This window comes from Arthrobacter sp. Dra40 (assembly GCF_059091905.1).
The window spans coordinates 1-15927 of record NZ_JBNHHB010000119.1 but is presented as its reverse complement, the minus strand read 5'-3'; the positions used below and the strand labels follow the sequence as shown (position 1 = coordinate 15927).

The 15927-nt window shown below is 63.8% G+C and carries 17 protein-coding genes and 1 tRNA gene; 11 read left to right on the top strand and 7 right to left on the bottom strand.

Features of this window, described 5'->3' with window-relative positions:
- Positions 1 to 44 precede the first annotated feature (44 nt).
- The 5 genes from AC5RWT_RS26225 to AC5RWT_RS26205 all read left to right on the top strand — a co-directional run bounded on the left by AC5RWT_RS26225 (position 45) and on the right by AC5RWT_RS26205 (position 3512).
- Positions 45 to 554, top strand: coding sequence for a GNAT family N-acetyltransferase (locus AC5RWT_RS26225; protein ID WP_494082745.1), 510 nt, complete (start codon positions 45 to 47; stop codon positions 552 to 554).
- A gap of 46 nt (positions 555 to 600) precedes the next feature.
- A tRNA-Leu gene (locus tag AC5RWT_RS26220) sits at positions 601 to 673 on the top strand.
- Between the two features lie 144 nt (positions 674 to 817).
- Positions 818 to 2212: an ABC transporter substrate-binding protein gene (locus AC5RWT_RS26215; protein ID WP_494082744.1), complete on the top strand. Its 1395-nt coding sequence runs from the start codon at positions 818 to 820 to the stop codon at positions 2210 to 2212.
- A gap of 263 nt (positions 2213 to 2475) precedes the next feature.
- Positions 2476 to 2802 (top strand): helix-turn-helix domain-containing protein, encoded by a 327-nt coding sequence (locus AC5RWT_RS26210; protein WP_494082743.1) that lies wholly within the window; start codon positions 2476 to 2478, stop codon positions 2800 to 2802.
- Positions 2799 to 3512, top strand: coding sequence for an IS3 family transposase (locus AC5RWT_RS26205; RefSeq protein ID WP_494082742.1), 714 nt, complete (start codon positions 2799 to 2801; stop codon positions 3510 to 3512). The genes AC5RWT_RS26210 and AC5RWT_RS26205 overlap by 4 nt, the downstream gene beginning before the upstream one ends.
- 342 nt (positions 3513 to 3854) lie before the next feature.
- Here AC5RWT_RS26205 and AC5RWT_RS26200 read toward each other — a convergent pair whose 3' ends face one another.
- The 5 genes from AC5RWT_RS26200 to AC5RWT_RS26180 all read right to left on the bottom strand — a co-directional run bounded on the left by AC5RWT_RS26200 (position 3855) and on the right by AC5RWT_RS26180 (position 8547).
- Positions 3855 to 4625, bottom strand: a complete 771-nt coding sequence (locus AC5RWT_RS26200) for an ABC transporter ATP-binding protein (protein ID WP_494082741.1) — start codon at positions 4623 to 4625, stop codon at positions 3855 to 3857.
- A complete protein-coding gene (locus tag AC5RWT_RS26195; RefSeq protein WP_494082747.1) occupies positions 4622 to 5617 on the bottom strand; it encodes an ABC transporter ATP-binding protein in 996 nt (331 codons plus the stop codon). The genes AC5RWT_RS26200 and AC5RWT_RS26195 overlap by 4 nt, the downstream gene beginning before the upstream one ends.
- Before the next feature lie 74 nt (positions 5618 to 5691).
- Positions 5692 to 6672: a branched-chain amino acid ABC transporter permease gene (locus AC5RWT_RS26190; protein WP_494082740.1), complete on the bottom strand. Its 981-nt coding sequence runs from the start codon at positions 6670 to 6672 to the stop codon at positions 5692 to 5694.
- A gap of 11 nt (positions 6673 to 6683) precedes the next feature.
- Positions 6684 to 8003 carry a branched-chain amino acid ABC transporter permease gene (locus AC5RWT_RS26185; RefSeq protein WP_494082739.1) on the bottom strand — a complete coding sequence of 440 codons (1320 nt, stop codon included), beginning with the start codon at positions 8001 to 8003 and terminating at the stop codon, positions 6684 to 6686.
- A gap of 247 nt (positions 8004 to 8250) precedes the next feature.
- The gene (locus AC5RWT_RS26180) at positions 8251 to 8547 is read right to left on the bottom strand and encodes a GroES family chaperonin (protein ID WP_494082746.1); all 297 of its coding nucleotides are present in this window, start codon (positions 8545 to 8547) and stop codon (positions 8251 to 8253) included.
- Between the two features lie 250 nt (positions 8548 to 8797).
- Here AC5RWT_RS26180 and AC5RWT_RS26175 point away from each other — a divergent pair, with 250 nt between their 5' ends.
- From AC5RWT_RS26175 to AC5RWT_RS26155, 5 genes are all read left to right on the top strand, one after another.
- Positions 8798 to 9640: a Bax inhibitor-1/YccA family protein gene (locus AC5RWT_RS26175; RefSeq protein ID WP_493968348.1), complete on the top strand. Its 843-nt coding sequence runs from the start codon at positions 8798 to 8800 to the stop codon at positions 9638 to 9640.
- 77 nt (positions 9641 to 9717) lie between these two features.
- On the top strand, positions 9718 to 10644 hold the full coding sequence (locus tag AC5RWT_RS26170; protein WP_494082738.1) for an aldose 1-epimerase family protein: 927 nt from the start codon (positions 9718 to 9720) through the stop codon (positions 10642 to 10644).
- Positions 10645 to 10680: 36 nt separating this feature from the next.
- Complete coding sequence (locus AC5RWT_RS26165) at positions 10681 to 11958, top strand: AI-2E family transporter (RefSeq protein ID WP_494082737.1); 1278 nt, start codon at positions 10681 to 10683, stop codon at positions 11956 to 11958.
- A gap of 53 nt (positions 11959 to 12011) precedes the next feature.
- Positions 12012 to 13193 carry a threonine ammonia-lyase gene (ilvA, locus tag AC5RWT_RS26160; RefSeq protein ID WP_493968769.1) on the top strand — a complete coding sequence of 394 codons (1182 nt, stop codon included), beginning with the start codon at positions 12012 to 12014 and terminating at the stop codon, positions 13191 to 13193.
- A gap of 1 nt (position 13194) precedes the next feature.
- Positions 13195 to 13791 (top strand): rhomboid family intramembrane serine protease, encoded by a 597-nt coding sequence (locus tag AC5RWT_RS26155; RefSeq protein ID WP_494082736.1) that lies wholly within the window; start codon positions 13195 to 13197, stop codon positions 13789 to 13791.
- 127 nt (positions 13792 to 13918) lie between these two features.
- Here the strand turns inward: AC5RWT_RS26155 and greA are convergent, their stop codons facing one another.
- Both greA and AC5RWT_RS26145 read right to left on the bottom strand, forming a co-directional pair.
- Positions 13919 to 14410: a transcription elongation factor GreA gene (greA, locus tag AC5RWT_RS26150; protein ID WP_494082735.1), complete on the bottom strand. Its 492-nt coding sequence runs from the start codon at positions 14408 to 14410 to the stop codon at positions 13919 to 13921.
- A 269-nt stretch (positions 14411 to 14679) separates the two neighbouring features.
- A complete protein-coding gene (locus AC5RWT_RS26145) occupies positions 14680 to 15126 on the bottom strand; it encodes a DUF4307 domain-containing protein (RefSeq protein ID WP_494082734.1) in 447 nt (148 codons plus the stop codon).
- Between the two features lie 50 nt (positions 15127 to 15176).
- Here AC5RWT_RS26145 and mca point away from each other — a divergent pair.
- The coding region (mca, locus tag AC5RWT_RS26140; protein ID WP_494082733.1) for a mycothiol conjugate amidase Mca at positions 15177 to 15927 on the top strand (751 nt) is incomplete at its 3' end.

Genomic DNA, 15927 nt, shown 5'->3' with positions numbered 1-15927 from the left:
GTACCCGGGCCTGCCGCGTTAATGAGGCGGCATAGAATGATGCGGTGCGGATCAGGACTGAACAACCGAACGACCGACCCGCCGTCCTCAACCTGGTGCGACGGGCCTTCGCCAGCAACGGCGACGTTGAACCGGTGGAGCCCCGACTGCTGGCGGAGCTGTACGACTGCGCCGGCTTCCTGCCGGAGTTTTCGCTCGTCGCCGAGGAAGCGGGCACCGTCGTCGGCCACGTCATCAGCACCCGCGGCTGGGTTGACGGTGAGCCGGCGCTGGGATTGGGGCCGCTCGCGGTGGAGCCCAACCGTCAGGGCACGGGGATAGGAGCTGCGCTGCTGGCCGAAACGCAGCGGCGGGCCGAGACTGCCGGGGAGAGCGTTATCCTGCTGCTCGGAAGCACCGGCTACTATCCGCGTTTCGGCTATCGGCCAGCGGGCGAGGTCGGCATCGGCGCCCCGGAGGCGGCGTGGGGCGATCACTTCATGGCCCTCCCGCTGTCCGGCCGCTCTCTGCCCGCCGGCATCTTTCGCTACGCCGAGCCCTTCGAGCGGCTGTGATTCATCGCAGGACCATCAAGTACGCTAGATGATGCAGGAGCGCCCCGCCCCCGTAGTCCAATGGCAGAGACAACCGACTTAAAATCGGTCCAGTGTGGGTTCGAGTCCCACCGGGGGTACCGGAGGAGTGTGACGAGCGTTACAAGGATGTAACCCAAAACGCTTATTTTCAACAACGAATTGGACTAGTTTTCTCTGTAATCAGGAATACCTGGTAATCGCATCAAAGGTTCGCGGACCTTTCGATCGAGGAGAAAACATACATGACTGCAACACGTAACGCAGTGCTTCTCGGCACCAGCGGCAACACCGCGCGCGCGGGGAAGCTGGCCGCGCTCGGATTGGGGATCGCTTTGTTTGCCTCGGCCTGCGGCGGGGGGTCTTCCACTCCGTCTGAAACGGGAGGGGGAGGGGGGACATCGGCACCGGCAGCCGCGTCCGGCCTGGTGTGTCCGGAAGGGGGAGAGGGCGCGGGGCCCACTGAAGGCGCGACCGGAGATGCGTCCGCTGTTCCCGAGACCAAGGGTTCCACCGATAAGCCGTTGAAGATCGGCACCCTGCTGCCGGCCACCGGTTCGCTGGCCTACCTGGGCCCGCCTGAAGTTGCCGGCGTCAAGCTGGCCGTAAAACGAATCAATGACGCAGGCGGCGTCCTCGGCAAAGACGTGGAAACCGTCCAGCGCGACTCCGGTGATACCACCACCGACATCGCCACCCAGTCAGTAACCGATCTGCTCAGTGAGAAGGTCAACGCCATTGTTGGTGCTGCGTCGTCGGGCGTATCCAAGACCGTGATTAACCAGATCACCGGCGCCGGCGTGCTGCAGATTTCCCCGGCGAACACGTCGCCGGACTTCACCACGTGGGACGACAACAACCTGTACTGGCGCACTGCACCATCAGACGTGCTGCAGGGCCGTACGTTGGGAAGTTACATGGTCTCGTGTGGGGCCCAGACCCTGGGCATGATCGTGCTCAACGACGCCTACGGAACCGGCCTGCGTGACAACGTGAAGCAGGCGTTCGAAGGGGCCGGCGGCAAGGTTGTGGCGACGGAGATGTTCAATGAGGGCGACTCGCAGTTCAGTTCGCAGGTTGACGCCGTGGTCAATGCCAAGCCGGATGCCATCGCCCTGATCACCTTTGACCAGATCAAGTCGATTGCGCCGCTGCTGCTGTCCAAGGGAGTTACCCCCGACCAGATGTTCCTGGTGGACGGCAACACGTCCGACCTGAGCAAGGACCTCGATCCGGGCGCCATGAAAGGGGCACAGGGCACTATCCCCGGCACCTTCGCGAAGGAAGACTTCCAAAAGGCCCTGGCGGAAATTGATAGCAAGCTCGACTCCTACGCCTACGCCGGCGAGTCCTACGACGCGGTAAACCTGGTGGCGCTGTCCGCGGAGGCAGCCGGCAGCACCAAGGGCGAGGACATCGCCAAGGAAATGCAGGGCGTGTCCAAGGACGGCGAGAAGTGCTATGACTTCGCCGGTTGCGTGACGCTGCTGCGCGACGGCAAGGACATCGATTACGACGGCATCTCCGGCCCGATCTCCTTCGACAAGAACGGCGATCCGACCGAGGCCTACGTTGGCATCTACCAGTACGACGGCAATAACCAACCGAAACCGAAGCGTGAGGAGTTCGGCCAGCTCTAAGAACTGAGCAGGAACTGCAAGCAGGCAGAGGGTCTCGGCAGTGAACTGCTCCCCGGAAGTTGGACTGAGAAATTCAGTTCCGACTCCTGGGGAGCAGTTTTATGCATGCATGTAGTTCGTTGTCCGAGGATCAGCGCGAGTCCGCTGTAGCGTGGTTCGAGCAGGGCATCGCTTATAGGGCGACAGCCAGATTGCTGGGAGTGCCTCACTCGCCGGTCAAGCGGCTGTATCGGCGATGGAGGATTCATGGCCGAGGAGCGTTGATGACCAAGCCGACAAAACAGTCGTACTCGTTCGAGTTCAAGCTCGCTTTGGTTGAACGGTTCCTCGCTGGTGAGACTGCCCCTGATCTCGCAGCAGAAGTCAGCTTGTCGTCGCCTCGCCTGCTCGAAACGTGGGTACGAGCATATCGCCGGGAGGGTGCGGATGCGTTGCGTCCCAAGCCTAAAGGCAGACCCAGGAAACCCGCCGCCCCGCCGCCCGCGGAGTTGTCCGAGGTGGAGCGGTTGCGGCGCGAGAACGAACGGTTGCGGGCTGAAGTGGCCTACTTGGGAAAATTGCGGGCCTTGAGGGCGCAGGAACGACGGTGAAGGTTCAGGCCATCATCGCTCTCAAGGCTGACTTTCCCCTCCCGGTTCTGCTGCAGGTCGCCGGCCTCGCCCGGTCAACGTTCTTTTATCACCAGGCCCGGCTCCAAGCCCCGGATCCGAACAAGGAACTCAAGACGGCAGTCACGGAAATCTTTGCGAAGAACCAGGGCGAGCAGGGCGCCGTGGCCCCCAACCTGCTGAACCGGGAGTTCGCAGCCGATGCCCCGAACCAGAAGTGGGTCACGGATGTGACCGAATTCAGCGTCGGAGATCGGAAACTCTACCTCTCACCGGTCATGGACCTCTTCGACCGCCAGATCATCTCCTACACACTGGGCCCGTCTCCAAACCTGGAGCTCACCAATACCTCCCTGCGTAAGGCTCTGACAACGCTCGCATCCCGACAGGAACCGCTCGTGCATTCCGACCAGGGCTTCCAGTACCAGCACGCCTCCTGGCGGAAGCTTCTGCTGGGCGCTGGCGCCGTCCAGTCGATGTCACGCAAAGGCAATTGCTACGCCAACGCGGTGATGGAAAACTTTTTCGGACACCTCAAGGAAGAGCTCTTCCACCATGTTCGCTTCCTTAACACCGAAGCGCTGGAAACAGCACTGCACGAGTACATCCACTGGTACAACACCGAAAGAATCTCGACAAAGCTCGAGGGCCTAAGCCCGGTGCAATACCGCGCTCAGGCCCTCGCAGCCTAGTCTCTTATTCAGCCAGTCCAACTTTCGGGGCCCAGTTCACAGCGGCCGGGGCCCTTTGCTGTTCCTGAGGGCGCGGCGGCCTGGTCCCCGTGCTGCGGTGCAGGGGCCTGGCCCCCGTGCTGCGGTGCAGCGGTGCAGCGCCCAAGCTCAACGCCCTAATATGCAGCCGCCAAGCCCTTGTGTAGGGGGTGCAGGGGCCTGACGACAGGACCCCGCGCTGGGGAGCCGCCGCACCGTGGACGGGAGCACCGCGCTGGTGTGAGATGACGGACCGACGACGGCGGCGCCCGCCGCAAGAGGGGCGGGCGCCGCCGTCGTGGTTGGCAGCTGGCTGGAGGCTGCTCAGGCAGTATCCGCGAGGGTTCCCAGGTAGAGCTGGATGACCTTCGGGTCCTTGAGCAGTTCCCGGCCGGTTCCGGTGTACGCGTCCTTGCCTTGGTCCAGAACGTAGCCGCGGTCGCAGATCTGCAGGCAGCGGCGGGCGTTCTGCTCAACCATGATGACGGATACGCCGGCCCGGTTGATTTCATGTACCCGCAGGAACGTCTCGTCCTGCTTGACCGGTGAGAGACCCGCGGAAGGCTCGTCCAGGAGCAGCACGGCCGGGTCCATCATCAGGGCTCGTCCCATCGCCACCATTTGGCGTTCGCCGCCGGAGAGCGAACCAGCCCGCTGCGCGCGCCGCTTGGCCAAATCGGGGAAGATCCCCGCCACGAAGTCGAAGCGCTTCTTGAAGTCCTTGGGCCGCTGGAACATGCCCATCTCCATGTTCTCTTCGATGGTCAGCGTCGAGAAAACGTTGTTGTTCTGCGGAACAAACCCGATGCCCCGGCTGACGAGCTTGTTGGCCTTCAGCCCGGTCAGGTCCTGGCCGCGGACCACCACCGTGCCGGAATGCACCTTCACCAGGCCGAACATTGCCTTGAGCAGGGTTGACTTGCCTGCGCCGTTGGGCCCGATGATGCCGATCAGCTCACCTTGCCGGGCCTCGATGCTGCAGCCGTTGAGGATATTGACGCCCGGCAGATAGCCCGCCACCAGGTCGGTCACGCTGACCACCGTTTCCCCGGCAGCGGCGTCGATGGGAGAGGCTCCGGTCCGGTGCGCGTTCATGCTTGATCCTTCCTGTGCCGGCCGCGGTCAGCTCCACCGGCCTCGTCTGCCCTGGCATCGTGCTCGCTGATGTGGCGGCCCAAAACCCCTTCGTCCGCCGTGCCCACCACCGACTCAGCGTCCTGGGCCAGCTCGTCTTCCAGTGCTTCGACGCCCTCGGCAACGCCGAGGTCGACGTCGTGATGCGCGCCGAGATAGGCGTCGATTACTGCCGGATCCTTCATCACGACGCCAGGGGGACCTTCTGCCACGATCCTGCCCTCGGCCATGACCACCACCCAGTCGGCGATGTGGCGGACCATATGCATGTCATGTTCCACAAAGAGCACAGTCATGCCCTCGGCCTTCAGATTCCTCACATGCTCCAGCAGTGACTGCGTCAGGGCGGGGTTCACTCCGGCCATCGGCTCATCGAGCATCACCAGCTTGGGCTGCACCATCAGGGCGCGGGCCATTTCCAGCAGCTTGCGCTGGCCGCCGGAGAGCGATGCTGCGTAGTCGTCCCGTTTGGCGTCCAGCTTGAACTTCGCCAGCAGGACGTCTGCCTGCTCCGTGATGGCCCGCTCGCGGGGTCCCCAGATCTTCTTGAAGAGCGCTTTGAACAAGTTTTCACCGGACTGGCCGGTGGCGCCCAGGCGCATGTTTTCGATGACGGTGAGCTTTCCCATGACTTTGGTCAGCTGGAAGGTACGCACCATACCCATGCGGGCCACCTTGTAGGACGGCACTCCGGCCAGCGAATGCCCTTCGAAAGACCATTCACCGCTCTGCGGCACGTCAAAGCCGGTGAGCAGGTTGAACAGCGTGGTCTTGCCCGCACCATTGGGTCCGATTAGCGCCGTGATCTGGTGCCGCGGTATCTCCAGATACTCCACGTCGACGGCATTGACGCCGCCGAACATCCGCGTGACGTTCTTGGCCACCAGGATAGGATCTCGCTTTCGGCAGCCGGGTCCCGCCTCGCCGGCAGCGATGGGACGGGTGTCGGTCATGTAATCGCTATCCGGCTGGTCCGCGGGTGGGGCGGCAGCGGGGGCGGCGACGGTCCGGGTGCTGTCTTGTTCGCTCATGTGAATGCCAGTTCTTTCTTATTGCCCAGCACACCTTGAGGCCTGAAGATCATGAGGAGCATCAAGGCGATGCCAACCAGGATGTAGCGGAGCTGGCCGGCCTGAGTGGTGGTCAGGAAAGTAATGTAGTCGGCCTCGATGGCCCCATAGAGCAATCCTTGGGTCAGCGAGAGGACCACCCAGAAGATCATGGCGCCGATGACCGGGCCGAGGACAGTAGCCATGCCGCCGAGCAGCACGCAGGTCCAGAGGAAGAAGGTCAGCTCTGTCTGGTAGTTGGCTGGTTGGACGGCTCCGCGGGGGAGCGTGAAGACCATGCCTGCCAGCGTCCCGAACAGGCCGCCGATGATCAGGGCCTGCATCTTGTACGAGTACACGTTCTTGCCCAAAGACCGCACTGCGTTTTCGTCCTCGCGGATGCCTTTAAGAATACGGCCCCACGGGCTGCGCATCCACAGGAAGACCAGCACACAGCAGAGCGCGACCAGCCCCCAGCCGACCACGCGGATCCAAAGATCACGCTCGTTCAGGCCCACCGGGCCGAGGTTGTAAGTACCTCGGGGAAAGGGGTTCATGGCGTAGAAGCCGCCCTCGAAGTCTGCGAGGCCGTTGGCCGAACCGGTGATGTCCGTCAGGTCATTGGTGGTGACCACGTACCGGATGATCTCCGCTGCGGCGATGGTGACGATGGCCAGGTAGTCCGCCCGCAGCCGCAGGGTGGGAATGCCCAGGAGCAGAGCAAAGACAATCGACCCGACCACCGCGATCAAGACCCCGACGAAGAACGGCACGTTCCACAGCAGCGTCGGAATGGCGAAACCGTAGGCGCCAATGGCCATGAAACCTGCTTGACCGAAGTTCAGCAGGCCGGAATAGCCGAAGTGGACCGCCAAGCCGATCGAGGCCAAGGCGTAGGCGGCCGTCGTCGGGCTAATAATCTCGCCTAGTGCGTTGCCGAAAATGTTCAGGAAATCCATGGTGTTCCCTCCTAACCCACGCGCTCTCGACGGCCAAGGATTCCCTGGGGCCGGAACAGCAGGACGACAATCATGATCAGCAGTGCGCCGACGTACTTTAGGTCTGCTTCCAGCCACAGCGTTGACAGTTCGACGAACAATCCAACGATGACCGAACCGACCAGTGCGCCGAACACGGTGCCCAGGCCGCCCAGGATGACGCCGGCGAAGACGAGCAGCAGGATTTGCTGGCCCATGTTGAACGTGACGCCGGGGCGGTAGTAAGCCCACAGGATTCCGCCCAATGCGGCCAACACTCCGCCCACGGTCCACACAATTCTGATGACGCGGTCCACATCGATGCCGGAAGCCGCTGCCAGGGCCGGATTATCGGCAACAGCACGGGTTGCCTTGCCGAGCCGGGTCTTCAGCAGGAGCATGGCTATCAGGATGATCACGATCAGGCTGACAACCAGCGAGAGCAGGGTATTTCGGCTGATCGAGATGTCACCCAGTTCCAAAATGGGGCTTCTGGCCTCCGGCAGCTGTTGCGTGGCGCCCCCAAAGTTGAACTGGATGACATAGCGCGCAGCCAGCGCCAAGCCGATGCTGATGATCATCATGGGGATCAGGCCGGTACCCCTGTGCCGCAAGGGCTTCCAGAGCCAGGCGTCCTGCGCCCACCCGAAGGCGCCGCCCAGGAGCACGGCCAGCAGCAGCGCCAGCCAGACCGGAAGCCCCATCACCGAGAAAGCGAACATGAGGACCGCACCGCCGGTGACCATCTCGCCGTGGGCGAAGTTGGTCAAACCGGTGGTCCCGTAGATGAGCGACAACCCGACCGAAGCCAGGGCAAGGAGCAGGCCAAAGCTCAGACCCGCAATCAGGCGTTCGACGAAGATTTCGCCGAAGCTGGCGCTCTGGACCACAATGCCTTCGCCGAGTGGAAAGATGGCCGCGGCGTTGGATGTATTGGTGAACTTAACTTCCCGCGGATTCGGCGTTCCTTCGGCTAGCTTTACTCCCTCCGGGAAGGTGGAGACGTCCACCTCGACTTGGTAGGTTCCCCGGACCGGAACGCCAATGGACCAGGCACCGTTTGCTCCGGTGACGGCTTCGCCGCTGAACCCCTCGCCGGTTGCCGTAATCCGTACTCCCACCACCGGGCCGTCCGCAGTTCGCATGACACCGCTGATCGTGTCGCGGAATGGTCCTGCCGGTGCCGTCGTCGCGCCAGGCGTCGGTTCAGGCGAGGTGGTTGAGGCCAATGAGGGGTGAGCGGACAGCAGGAGCCCTGCGATGACCGCCAGCAAGGCGAGTAGGGTCCCCAATGGCCGAACAAGCTTCGGCATCGCTATCAAGATATGAACCTCCACACGGTGGGGTGGTCCGCCGGATTACCGGCAGGCGCTGACAGCGTCTGTGACGGAAATCACTGACGTGTCGTTCATGTTACCTGCGTCACGCGTGGAGGGTGGGTGCGTTCTGTCGCGATCAGGTAACAACTGTGAAGCGCTTGTTAAGCGGAAGTGAACCGTTGAGGCATGATCGGGCAGCCTGGCTTCAGTACTTCCCGTCGCACTGCCGGGTGGGGAAGGACTACAGATAGAGTCCGGTGCTGCTGTCTGCTTCCTCCGGCTGGGACACGGCATGAATGTCGCGCTCGCGGAGCAGGGTGTAATCGGAGGCGTTGACTTCGACTTCGGCGCGGTCTTCGGGATCGAAGAGCACCCGGTCGCCGACCGCGACCTGGCGGACGTGCGGACCCGCGGCAACAACCTCTGCCCAGGCCAGGCGCTTGCCCATGACGGCGGTGGCGGGAATGACGATCCCCGAAGATGACCGGCGCTCGCTGCTGTCGTGGTCAGGGGCCACGAGGATGCGGTCATGGAGCATCCGCAACGGCAGTTTGTCGTGGGCGGAAGTGCGCGGCTTGTTCGAAGGACTGGGGGAAGTCACTGCTGTATTCTACCCGCGGTGTGGCAGCAGGAGGCTTTGTCCGGGAGGCGAGCCGGGCGGCTTCAAGAGGTGTGATGACCGGCGCGCGCACAAATCACAGGCCGGACATGGAATTTTCCGCCGTGTTGTTCGTTGGGATTGGTAGTGTGATCACTAGCTCGCCCCCCTGACGATGGAGGACAAAAAGATGGCAATCGGAGGAAATCCGGTTTTCAACAACCCGAAGGCGTTCCGCGGCTCGCCCGCAGGAACTGCCGGTGCCGGTTCGACCGCGCTGGCCGGCCAGACGCAGCTGTCCAGCCAGCAGTTGCAGGACCTTTACAACCAGCCATCCGCTGGGCCGGCCCAGACCGGCCGGATGACCTATGACGACGTCATCTTCAAAACACTGGCCTGCCTGTCCCTGGTGGTCGTCGGCGGAGCCATCGGCTGGATGTTCCCGGTCCTGATGATCCCGGGCCTGATCGTCGGCTTGGTGCTCGGCCTGGTCAACGCCTTCAAGAAGGAGCCGTCCAAGGGGCTGATCCTGGCCTACGCCGCAGCCGAAGGGCTGTTCGTCGGCGGGTTGTCCATGGTCATCGACTCCATGTACCCGGGCGTGGCCCCCCAGGCCGTGCTGGGCACCGTGTGCGTCTTTGCCGTGACGCTTGCCCTGTTCAAGAGCGGCAAGGTCCGGGCCACTCCCAAGGCCATGCGCTTCTTCATGATCGCGTTGATCGGTTACGCACTCTTCTCCCTGGTGAACCTGGGCCTGATGTGGTTCGGCGTGTTGGACAACCAGTGGGGCATGCGCGGCATGGAGATCACCATCATGGGAATCGGCATCCCGCTGGGCGTGATCATCGGGCTGCTGGCCATCGGCCTGGCGGCGTTCTCCCTGATCGTTGACTTCACCTCGATCGAGCAGGGCGTCAAGCAGGGCGTGGACCGCAAGTACTCGTGGACGGCGGCCTTCGGCCTGACCGTGACGCTGGTCTGGCTCTACGTGGAGATCCTGCGCCTGCTCGCCATCCTGCGCGGCAACGACTGACCAGTCGCTGGAGACTGACTGACCCCGGCCAAGTGCCGGGGTCAGCTGTTTAAGAGGCAACCCGGTACGGTGTAAGCATGACGGGCCAGCGCAGCGGGGCAGCGACCGGAGAGCAGTTCGAACTGCGGCGTGCCGGCTCGCGCGCGCTGATCACCGAGCTTGCCGGCTGCCTCCGGCTCTTCGAAAAGCAGGGTGTGCAGCTGACCGAGACGTTCGAGGAAGACCAGCTGCCGCCCTCGGCTTCGGGTATCCTGCTGGCACCCTGGCCCAATCGGGTGAAGGGGGCCCGGTGGGAGCTTGACGGCACCGTCCAGCAGTTGGACATCACGGAGCCGGCGCGCGGCCATGCCATCCACGGGCTGCTGCGCAATACCGGCTACCGCCTGATCGACCGGAGCGAGTCTGCGATGGTGTTGCAGGCGGAAATCTTCCCTCAGCACGGGTACCCCTTCCGACTCAGCCATGTTGCCGAGTACTCGCTGGACCAGGACGGGGACCTGTCGGTCCGGCAGCGACTGCTGAACCTGTCCCCTAGGGCGGCACCGGTCGCGCTGGGCGCTCATCCGTTCATCCGTCTAGGAAACGAACCCGCCGATCGCCTGATGCTGACCGTGCCCGCGGCACGCGTCTTTCCCGCCGACCCGCAGACCAAGATCCCGACGGCGGACGTTCCGGTCAGCGCGCAGAGCGACCTCCGCCAGGGACGCCTCTTGGCTGACTTGGACATGGACCAGGCCTATACCTCCCTCTCTACCCGTGCCGGCGGACGGGCGATGAGCACGCTCTCCTCCAGCAGCGGTTCGATGGTCGGGTTGTGGCAGGAGGAGGTTTTCCCCTATGTGCATATTTTCGTGACGTCCAAATACCCGGGCCGCCAGTGCGCCGTCGCGGTGGAACCGATGACCGCGCCCGCCAACAGCTTCAATTCGGGCCGGGGGCTCATCTGGCTGCAACCTGGCGGGACCTTCGGCGGAAGCTGGGGCATTACGGCGCGGCTTAACTGAACGCACGCCAAGGTGACAGTGTGAAACTATGGGTGTATGAACCGGTCACTCCCCGAAAACCGTCCGCTGCCGGCCGGACGCTTGGTCGGAACCGACGGTCAACACCATGTCCGCGAGGACGTACCCTATGCACTGCGGATCAGTGCGGCCTGGGCCTGGCGGGTGGGCTTAATTGTGGTTGTCGGCGGGTTGCTGGTCTGGCTGCTGAGCTATATCTCGCTGCTGATTATCCCGCTGATGGTGGCTGCCCTGATTGCGGCGCTGATTTCTCCCGTTGTCCGGTTCCTCCGCAAGGCAAAGGTTCCCAAGAGCCTGGCCGTGGCCATCACCATTTTGGGTTTCCTGGGGCTGATTGGCGGGGCTCTCTCCCTGGTTGGGCGCCAGCTCTACATTGGATTCAGCGAGCTGTGGGATCAGGTGCTTGAGGGCATCGGCCAGGTCCAGGGCTGGCTGACCAACGGGCCGCTCCGCCTGACCAACGAACAACTCAATAACTACCTGAACGAGGGCTTGGACCAGCTGCAGAACAACAGCAGCGCCATCTTCTCCAGCGCGCTCAGCGTCGGATCGACGGCCGGACACTTGTTCACCGGCCTGCTCCTGACGATTTTTGCGCTGATTTTCTTCCTGTACGACGGCGAGCGGATCTGGCGTTTCATGGTCGGACTGCTGCCCAAGAAGGCCCGCGCGGCAGGCAACGGTGCCGGCCGCAAAGGCTGGACGTCCATGGTGCAGTACATCCGGGTCCAGATGTTCGTCGCCTTTGTCGACGCGGTCGGCATCGGCGGCGGCGCGGCCATCATCGGTGTGCCGCTGGCGCTGCCTCTGGGTGTCCTGGTGTTCCTTGGCTCCTTCATCCCGATCGTTGGCGCCCTCCTGACCGGATTCGTGGCCGTCCTGCTGGCGTTGGTGGCCAACGGCTGGGTCAACGCCCTGATCATGCTCGCCATCGTGCTGGTCGTGCAGCAGTTGGAGGGCCACGTGCTCCAGCCGCTGATCATGGGCAAGGCCGTGTCCTTGCACCCCTTGGCTGTTGTGTTGGCCGTTGCCGGCGGATCCATGGTCGCGGGAATTGCCGGTGCCTTGTTCGCGGTCCCGCTGCTCGCGATCCTCAATTCGTTCGTGAAGTACATTGCCACCCGCGGATGGGAAACAGACCCGGCCCTGGGCGCTCCGCCGCCGGTGGAAGAGCCGTATCTGGCGCCGGAACCGGCGTTGGCTACACCCGGCCCCGGCAACCCGCCCGCGCGCTCAGACCAGCAACCCCTCCGCCGCCGCCGCATACAGCTGTACAGAAAAGAGACCGACAAGTGACAGCCACCACCCAACTTCCCGTCACACTCGACGACGTTCAGGCGGCCCGGAAGATGCTCGACGGCATCATTGCCAAGACGCCGATCGAACAATCCCGCGCCTTGGGTCGAATGGTGGGCTCTGACGTCTTCTTCAAATGCGAGAATCTGCAGCGCGCCGGGTCGTTCAAGGTGCGTGGAGCCTATGTGCGAATGGCCGGGCTCACCGACGAGGAGAAGTCGCGCGGCGTCGTGGCTGCCTCGGCCGGAAACCACGCCCAGGGCGTGGCCGTGGCGGCGGCCCGGCTGGGCATCAAAGCCCGTATTTTCATGCCCCTCGGTGTTGCCTTGCCGAAGCTGGCAGCCACCCGCGGCCATGGCGCGGAAGTGGTACTGCACGGCCACAACGTGGACGAAGCGCTGGCCGAAGCGCAGCGGTATGCGAATGAGACAGGCGCGGTCTTTGTGCATCCGTTCGACAACGCGGACATCATCGCAGGCCAAGGAACGCTGGGGCTCGAAATTTTGGAGCAGGTCCCCAATGTCGAGACGATCGTCATGGGCGTCGGTGGCGGAGGACTGCTGGCCGGCGTTGCCACCGCAGTCAAGTCAAGGGCCAAAGAGCTGGGCCGCGACATACGAGTGATCGGCGTGCAGGCTGAGAATGCCGCTGCTTATCCGCCCTCGCTCGCCGCCGACGCGCTGGTGCCGCTGCAGAAGGTTTCCACGATGGCTGACGGTATTGCAGTCGGCCGCCCCGGCCAACTGCCGTTTTCGATCATCAAGGAACTCGTCGACGACGTCGTCACGGTCAGCGAAGATGCGCTGGCACGCGCACTGATCTTCCTGATTGAACGGTCCAAGCTGGTGGTCGAACCTGCCGGCGCCGTCGGCGTGGCGGCGCTCATGGAGGGCGTCATTCCGAATCCGGGGAACACCGCGGTTATTCTCTCCGGCGGCAACATCGATCCGATGTTGATGCTGAAAGTGATCCAGCGGGGTCTGTTTGCTTCGGGCCGGTTCATGTCCGTGCGGATCATGCTTGACGATCGGCCGGGTTCCCTGGCCCAGATCTCCCGGATCATTGCGGAATCGGATGCCAACGTCACCCGCGTGGACCACACCCGGATTGGCGGCTCGATCAGCATGGGCGACGTGGCCATCACCATCGATATCGAGACCAAGGGGCACGAGCACTGCGAGCTGGTGCTCGGCAGTCTCCGCGCCGAGGGCTTCCAACCCATCGTCGTCCACTGACGTGGCTACCGACAGCCGAGGGCTGCGCCCTGGCCGGGCGCTGGCAGGAGCGGGGGCATTTGCGGCACTGTTTTGGGTGGTCTTCCTGCTCAACGTGGTGGCCGGCGGGTACTTAAGCCTGCTGCTGGGGATCGCGCCCCGGCGGGTCGATGGGCTCGACGGTGTGGTCTTCGCACCGTTGCTGCATGCCGATGCCGGGCACCTGGTGGGCAACACGATCCCGCTGCTGGTGCTTGGGTTCCTGACGCTGCTCGAAGGAATCCGGCGGTTCCTGGTGGTGATTGGCTGCAGTTGGCTGGCCTCGGGGCTGGGGGTATGGCTCACCGGCGCAGGACTGACCATCGGAGCTTCGGGGCTTGTCTTCGGGCTGTTGGCCTACCTCTTGGTGCGCGGCTTTTACAACCACAGTTGGCGGCAGATCCTGCTGGCCGTGGTGATCTTCCTCTTCTACGGCTCGGTGCTGTGGGGCGTCCTGCCGACGGCGGTGCCAGGCATCTCCTGGCAGGCGCACCTGTTCGGTGCGGCCGGGGGAGTGGCCGCAGCTGTTTTGATGCGCCGCCGCGGGTTGCTGCGCCGCCGCGGGCCTCGTCTTGCCTGACCCGCTTCCTTTTTCTTCCCCCACCGGCTCTGCCGCTGCCGGATGCGCAAAAAGGCGGGCTCCCGAAGGAACCCGCCTATGCGAACAGGCTCCCTGAGGACCCCGCCTGAAACGTTGGTGGTGGTGATCAGCCGGTGTAAGGCGTGGCGGAGATGATTTCCACAGTGATCTGCTTGCCGTTCGGAGCAGCGTAGGTGGTCGTTTCTCCCGCGCGGAGGCCGTGGATAGCTGCGCCGAGCGGGGACTTTTCGCTGTACACATCCAGATCGGATTCGCCGGCAACCTCACGGCTGCCCAGCAGGAAGCGCTCGGTGTCCCCTGCGATTTTTGCTTCGATGACCATGCCCGGCTCTACGATTCCGTCATCTGCCGGTGCTTCACCCACGTGGGCGTTGCGCAGCAGGTCGGTGAGCTGGCGGATCCTGGCTTCGGCCTTGCCCTGTTCTTCCTTTGCGGCGTGGTAACCGCCGTTTTCCTTCAGATCCCCCTCGGAGCGGGCCTGCTCGATGCGGTCGACAATCTCTGCCCGGCCGGGGCCCGAAAGGTGATCCAGTTCAGCCTTCAGGCGGTCGTAGGCTTCCTGAGTGAGCCAAGCGACGGGTGCGCTGGAAGTGGACACGTAGTTCTCCTTAATTGCTGCCGGTGCCGCTGGACGCGGAGCCGACACGGTGGCACTTTGCACAAAAGGCCGCCCAGAAGGCGGCCACTCCATGCAAAGACCCCGCCGTGAAGGTGAATCATTCATTCTGGGGGATTCCCAGTTCACCGGTGGGCGGGGCGGAATGTATTTGCTCAATTGTAGTCAGGTGGCGCCGGTTTTCCCAATAACAACGTGATTACGGGACTGACGATGTTCCGTCCGGGGTCGACTGTCGTCGCCCCCGGACGCTAGCCGGCGTCGGCAGCCCAGCAGTTGTCGACGCCGCCGGACACAGCCAGGGACTCGGTCCTGAGTTGAATGCGGTGCGCCGTGGTCTCGGCGCTGTCCCCCTTGGCGGCGGGGCCGATCGTCGCTACTTTCCAGCCTACGACGGCGTAGTTCTCGCTCAGGGCCTGCACGGCACAGTGGACAGTGGCTCGGGGATCCTTGGTGACCTGGAAATCAACGGTGATATGCCCGGCGTCGGTCACCGAAAAGCCAACGTCCTTGCTCTCAAGCTGTGATTCACCTTGGCCCAGCGAAAAGAAACCGGCACCGACGACGGCAACGCCCAGGGCGCTGCCGGCGAGAACCAGCCTGGTTCGCCGGGACAGCGACCGCTTCGGCGTGCCGTAACGATCGGAAACCGTTAAGCTGGAGGAAGTCTGAGGATTTCGGGGGCCGGCAGTGCTCACGCCCTCAAGTTTATCCTCCCGCCCATGACAGATTCCCCAGGAGCAGCTACTTGAGCTTCGATGCACCCCAGCCAGTACACAGTGATGGCCTGCGCCTGCTGGCGGTCCACGCCCATCCGGACGACGAGTCCAGCAAGGGTGCCGCGTCCATGGCGCGCTACGCCGCCGAGGGCGTTCAGGTGCTGGTCGCCACGTGCACCGGAGGTGAGCGCGGCGACATTCTGAACGCAGAAGCTGCATCCGATGCCCGGGCGCACCGGGACCTCGCCGGATTGCGGCGGCTGGAGATGGCCCAGGCGGCGGCGGAGCTGGGGATCCAGCACCGCTGGTTGGGCTTCGCCGATTCGGGGCTGCCGGAGGGGGACCCATTGCCGCCGCTCCCGTTCGGCAGCTTCGCCACCCTGCCGTTGGAACGCGCGGCGGCTCCGCTGGTCAAACTGGTCCGCGAGTTCCGCCCGCACGTGGTGATCAGTTACGACGAGAACGGCGGGTACCCGCACCCGGACCACATCATGGCCCACAAGGTGGCAGTGGAGGCGTACCATGCCGCCGGGGATCCGGAGCGCTATCCCGAAGCCGGCCGCCCGTGGGAGCCGCTCAAGCTCTACTATGACCGCGCTTTCAACCCCGAACGGTTCCGCGCGCTTCACTTTGCGCTGGAAGAGGCGGGGCTGCAGTCGCCCTACGCCGCGCGCCTTGCGGCGTGGCTGGAGGCCGACGCCGAAGGCCACCAGCCGCCTATGCCCAACCACCGCACCACCACCCAGATCGACTGCGCCGACTTTTTCCGCCACCGCGACC